Origin of the sequence: Arthrobacter sp. TB 26 (assembly GCF_000427315.1) — a bacterium.
Classification (GTDB): domain Bacteria; phylum Actinomycetota; class Actinomycetes; order Actinomycetales; family Micrococcaceae; genus Arthrobacter.
On sequence record NZ_AUPJ01000518.1, the window covers coordinates 1 to 1,661 of the forward strand.

Consider the following 1,661-nt stretch of genomic DNA (forward strand, 5'->3'; position numbering starts at 1 on the left):
CGTGGCGACCCCCGAGGACCTGGCGGGCAAGCTGCTCGCCAAACTCGATGCGGGCACGGACGTGACAGTCGGCCCTGATGTCCAGGTGGCCGGACGGGCAGCCTACAACCTCGTCCTCACGCCTAAGTCCGACGTCACCCTGGTGGACTCCATCGCCATAGCGGTCGACGGCGAAACGGGACTTCCGCTCGGCGTCGAACTGAAAGCGCGGGGACAGTCCGAACCGGCCTTCAGCGTCGCCTTCACGAGCCTCAAGCTTGAGGCTCCGGACTCCTCCATCTTCAATTTCACCCCGCCGGCCGGGGCCACCGTGAAGGAAATTCCGCTGCCGGACCACAGCGCCGACGCCGCCAAGCCGCCGTCGGATGCCGCCAAGGCGAAGGCTGGGAAGAAGCCCACCGTCACGGGTACAGGCTGGGAATCGGTGCTTGAGTTCCCGGCGGGAGCACTGGCGCTGCCGGCCAGGAACGGAACACCCGCCCCCGCGACGGCCAACCCGCTACAGCCAGGGGCCCCGCTCCCCGACGGATCCCGGTCCGGCGCCGGCGCGCTGCTGGAGCAGGCTGCCGTCACCGTCCCGGGCGGACGCCTTGTGTCGACGTCGCTCGTGAATGTGCTGATCCTCGACGACGGACGGATCTTCGCCGGGGCCGTCCCGTTGGAGCGGCTGCAGGCCGCCGCCGCGCTCGGTAAATAACCCGGTGACCAACGCGTGACCGCCGCCGCGCCGGCGACGGAACTGAGCATCGAGACCACCGGTCTCAGCAAGCGCTTTGGCCACCAACTGGCCGTCGACGGCGTCGATCTGGCCGTCCCCAGGGGCTCGGTCTTCGGCTTCCTCGGTCCCAACGGCTCAGGCAAGACCACCACGATCCGGCTGATGCTTGGGCTCGCCGCGGCCACGTCCGGCTCCGTCAGGCTCCTCGGCCAGGAGATGCCGGCGCAGCTGCACGGGGTGCTGCCCCGCGTGGGAGCCCTGGTGGAGGGACCCGCGTTCTACCCCTTCCTCTCCGGCGCGGCCAACCTGCACCGCTTCGACGCCGCCGACCCGCACGTTCCCGCCGCCACCAGGAATGCCCGCGTCCAGTCGGCGCTTGAGCGGGTGGGGCTGACGCACGCCGCGGATAAAAAGGTCCGGGCCTATTCCTTGGGCATGAAGCAGCGGCTCGGCATCGCCAACGCCCTGCTGGCACCCCGCGAACTCCTGATCCTGGACGAACCCACCAACGGGCTGGACCCACAGGGCACCCGTGAGGTCCGCAGCCTGGTGCGCTCGCTCGCGGCCGACGGCGCCACCGTGTTTGTCTCCAGCCACCTGCTGGCCGAAGTGGAACAGATCTGCACACACGCGGCCGTCATGAGTGCAGGCCGGCTGGTGGCGCAGGGGACCCTCGCGGAACTGCGCCAGGACGGGCAGGCGAGGATCCGGGTCCTGACGCCCGACGCGGGGGCCGCGGCCGAGGTGCTCGCCCGGCTGGGCCTGAGCCCCGCCGTGGACGTCCCGACCGACGCCGGGGCGTCCGGCCATGCCGGTTTCGGCAGCACAGCCTCCAGCGGCGCACCCTTCGGCGGTGCAGGCGCGGTGCTCTATGCGCCACTTCCCGCCGGAGCGGGCAACGGGGCCGTGGCGCCGGAGGCGGTGGTGGCCGCCCTGGTGGCGG

General features: G+C 71.3%; 1 protein-coding gene and 1 pseudogene. Both read left to right on the forward strand.

The window, feature by feature from the left end; all coding sequences use genetic code 11:
• Nucleotides 1–697, forward strand: a 697-nt coding sequence (locus K789_RS0120530; RefSeq protein WP_024368388.1) for a hypothetical protein, incomplete at its 5' end; no start/stop codon positions are given.
• A 15-nt stretch (nt 698–712) separates the two neighbouring features.
• A pseudogene (locus K789_RS23715) lies at nt 713–1,661 on the forward strand (ABC transporter ATP-binding protein); the annotation flags it as partial.